General features: G+C 41.8%; 4 protein-coding genes. All 4 read left to right on the forward strand.

The genetic code is table 11. From position 1 onward, the window contains the following. A partial coding sequence (locus F6K38_RS36190) for an FAD-binding oxidoreductase (RefSeq protein WP_287359862.1) occupies window positions 1-1,391 on the forward strand: 1,391 nt, incomplete at its 5' end. Continuing rightward, window positions 1,381-1,551, forward strand: coding sequence for a hypothetical protein (locus F6K38_RS36195; protein WP_287359863.1), 171 nt, complete (start codon window positions 1,381-1,383; stop codon window positions 1,549-1,551). The genes F6K38_RS36190 and F6K38_RS36195, both read left to right, overlap by 11 nt. A gap of 851 nt (window positions 1,552-2,402) precedes the next feature. Beyond that, on the forward strand, window positions 2,403-2,891 hold the full coding sequence (locus F6K38_RS36200; protein WP_008188263.1) for a hypothetical protein: 489 nt from the start codon (window positions 2,403-2,405) through the stop codon (window positions 2,889-2,891). Window positions 2,892-3,465: 574 nt separating this feature from the next. After that, window positions 3,466-3,978: a hypothetical protein gene (locus tag F6K38_RS36205; protein WP_287256992.1), complete on the forward strand. Its 513-nt coding sequence runs from the start codon at window positions 3,466-3,468 to the stop codon at window positions 3,976-3,978. The last annotated feature ends 214 nt before the right edge of the window (window positions 3,979-4,192 follow it).

Consider the following 4,192-nt stretch of genomic DNA (forward strand, 5'->3'; position numbering starts at 1 on the left):
GTGGCGGTACCTTGGGAATTCTGATTGGTGCTGCTCTACAACAGCGAGGCTGGCGAGTTGCGGTAGTTGAACGGGGGGTTTTGCGCGGTAGAGACCAAGAGTGGAATATCTCTCGCCAAGAACTGGAAGTATTCCTGGAACTTGAGTTACTCTCAACGGCGGAATTAGAAAATGCGATCGCATCCGAGTATAACCCAGCTCGGATCAGTTTTTTCGAGGGTCCTGATTTCTTGGTAAACGACGTACTCAACATTGGTGTTGACCCAGTCTTTCTGCTCGATACCCTCAAAGCCAAATTTTTAGCTGCTGGCGGTAAGCTCTTTGAAAAGACATCCTTTACACAAGCAACTATTCATCCCGATGGCGTCTCAATCGGCTTGAAAGTTGACCAGTTGGAGGTTACCCAAGTTAAGGCTCGCTTACTGATCGATGCCATGGGACATTTTTCCCCAATTGTTAAGCAAGTCAGGCAAGGTCAGAAACCAGAAGGAGTTTGTTTAGTGGTTGGTAGCTGTGCTGAAGGCTATCCTAAAAATGAGATGGGGGATTTGATTGTATCGTTCACTCCTATCCAAAATCAATGTCAATATTTCTGGGAAGCATTTCCAGCTCGGGATGGTAGAACAACCTATTTATTTACCTACTTAGATGCTAATCCCGAACGTCCTAGTTTAGAATTTTTATGTGACGAATACTTCCGTCTGTTACCAGAATACCAGGGAGTAGACTTATCCCAACTTGATTTTAAACGAGTACTATTTGGCTTTTTTCCTTCCTATCAAAAAAGTCCCCTAAGAATGCCTTGGAATCGGATTTTACCTGTAGGGGATAGCAGTGGTGGGCAATCACCAGTCAGTTTTGGTGGATTTGGTTCCATGGTCAGACATTTAAAGCGTCTAAGTAACGGTATTCATGAAGCCTTGGACTATGATTTGCTAGACCGCAATGCTTTAGCCCAACTACAACCCTATCAGCCGAATATTGGCGTAACCTGGATGTTTCAACGAACGATGAGTGTTGGCATCAAGCAACAACTAGCACCGAATCAAATTAATCAATTACTCACTGGCGTATTCCAAGCCATGGCAAACCTGGGAGATGATGTGCTTAAGCCCTTCCTCCAAGATGTAGTGAAGTTTTCAGGATTATCTAAAACCCTATTTGTGACATCATTAACTAAACCAGGATTAGTCGTGCCAGTGATTCCTCAAGTAGGATTAACGATGCTATTGGATTGGATGGTTCATTATAGTAATTTAGCCGTTTACAGTAGTTTGTATCCAGTAGGTAAATTACTCAGTGGCATGTTGAATACTTTGCCACCGAAACCAAAATATTATTTCCACCGTTGGCTAGACGCATGGCGCTATGGGTCTGGGGGTGATTATTAATTTAGGGAGCTATCAGCTATCAGCTATCAGCTATCAGCTATCAGCTATCAGCTATCAGCTATCAGCTATCAGCTATCAGCTATCAGCTATCAGCTATCAGCTATCAGCTATCAGCTATCAGCTATTAGCTATTAGCTATCAGCTAAAGGCTAAGGACTGAGGGCTGACCGCTGACCGCTGTTCGCGTAGCGTGCGCGTAGCGCATATGCTTAGATATCAACCTACCTCCTTCACCAAGGGCAGGGTGGCTTGGTGGAAAGCTAGGATTGATGATCGTGATATTTTTGCCATGATAGAAGTAACTCCTATTTAGGTGGGAGGAAAACCGCGCTGATTTTCATTAAGGCTATGACCAGCGCGGTTATTAGTTTCAGTCGTTACTTTTTATAGTATAGATAACTCCTGGAAAAAATGCAAGGGGTAAATCAAAAAAAATACATTTATTTACAATTAAAAATTTTCGCTATTTTTATAATAAATTATGTGTAATTAATTTTTATTTTGGTTGTTAGCTTAGCCTTTATATATTCAAGGATAGCTACATATCATTTAAATTTTGTAGGACTACTTATGAAAATAATTTTCAATAAAATACCAAGGTAAGTATTCAGCCATTTGCTTAGGGTGCGGGTAGCGCATTAGCTGTTGGCCTAGCCTGCGCGTAGCGCATATGCTTACAGCAGGGTTTATTGATAACTATCTCCGGTTTATTGACAAGATGCCTTTGCCCTGCTAACCTTTTTAAAAGCACTTTCAACTTTTAGGTGCGCTTGACGCAAGCGCACCTTTTGATGCAGCTTTTAGGCGCTCCTACTAAGATAAAACTAATACAGCGTTTTTCATAGCTATGAAGTACACATAATTTTTTACCTCTTCTATCTTCCCTATTATCTCTTCCCTGTTCTTTTCCCCCCTTATTAAGGGGGGTTAGGGGGGATCGCTGTTCCCTAAAACCCAGAACTTTGTCCCTAAACCAATTGAAAACTACTCTAATTCTAGAGATATAAATTTATGATATTTCACATATCTATTGCCGCAGATAATCCTTACCACGTAGCCACGGTACTAGCAGAAATCTTTAAGGGAAATTGCATTGAATTTGCGCCTCACCCAGGAAGTTATATGACCTTAGCCTTTGATCAATATGGAACAGCTATTGAAGTTTATCCTAGGGGCACGGAATTAAAGCCTGGAACTAACCAACAAGAATTACAGTTCTTAAATAATGAAGCTAGTTCCAAATTTACCGCTACTCATGCCGCCATTGCCGTTCCCTTGAATCAACAAGAAATCGAAAAAATTGGTGAACGAGAACAATGGCGAGTTGTTCGCTGTAGCCGAAAGGGATACTTTGATGTCATGGAATTGTGGATTGAAAACACCCTATTGCTAGAACTCCTAACACCGGAAATGGCGCACCAGTACACTCAAGTCATGGAACCTAACAATTTAACCCAATTAATCGAGCAATTTAAAAACCAAAAGGCAATTAACAACTGAATATAGAGAACAGAAATATTGATGTAGATGTAGGGTGGGCAGTGCCAAAGATAGATAACAGCAGCTGGGGATAGCATGAGTAGGCACTGCCCACCAAAGAATTAATCACAATAGAATATTGATGTAGGGTGGGCAGTGCCAAAGATAGATAACAGCAGCTAGAGATAGCATGAGTAGGCACTGCCCACCCTACTAACTAACTACTAACTAACTCACTAAAAAAATCCACCTCACCCCATTAAGATGTAGGGTGGGCAGTGCCAAAGATAGATAACAGCAGCTAGAGATAGCATGAGTAGGCACTGCCCACCAAAGAATTAATCACAATAGAATATTGATGTAGGGTGGGCAGTGCCAAAGATAGATAACAGCAGCTGGCGATAGCATTAGTAGGCACTGCCCACCAAAGAATTAATCACAATAGAATATTGATGTAGGGTGGGCAGTGCCAAAGATAGATAACAGCAGCTGGCGATAGCATTAGTAGGCACTGCCCACCCTACTAACTACTAACTAACTCACCCAATTTAAAAATACTATAATAAACCAAGACTCTGAATAATCTCCTTCAAAAATGGAACCATTAGCTGCTGCCGTTGTCGCTATTTCTACTGTGCTAGCCACTAAAGCCCTAGAAAAAACTGGGGAAAATGTCGGGCAAGTTGTTTGGGACCAGACTAACCAGTTTGTAGAATCCCTGAGAAACCAGTCTCCAGATACAGTAATGGCTATCGAGCAAGCCCCAGAGCAAGCACTTGATTATGCCAAGGTGGCATTGGAGGTAGAAGCAGCAGCCAAGCAAAATCCGGAAGTTGCCCAAAGTATCGAGCGTTTAGTGACTACTGTTGATGCTGAAGCTTTGCCTAACTTAGAAGAAATTCTTGAAAAGATTACCAAAGCTTTGGAATCCCATCAGGCTATCCGTGAGAATTACAACCTTGAGAATGTGAAAAACTTTGCCAAAAGGGATATTAATCAAGGTAATACTAATATTGGAAGAGATAGTATTGGAAGAGATAGTATTGGAAGAGATAATATTGGAGGAGATAGTATTGGAAGAGACAAAATAACTAATAATTATAATTGACTGCAGTCGCCTGGGAGGCAGGTTAACCAAACTCGACCTAATCAAGCACCCCCACTACCTCCGTATTATGTCGAGCGCCCGGAAGTAAGCCAACGACTAAAACAAATTCTGTTATCCCAAGAAACTGCTAGAGCTGGCACTTTAGTGGTTAGTGCCATCTATGGCTTAGGAGGCATTGGTAAATCCACGTTAGCTGCAGCATTAGCCCATGATC

Source organism: Moorena sp. SIO3B2 (genome assembly GCF_010692525.1).
In the GTDB taxonomy this organism is placed as follows: Bacteria; Cyanobacteriota; Cyanobacteriia; order Cyanobacteriales; family Coleofasciculaceae; genus Moorena; species Moorena producens.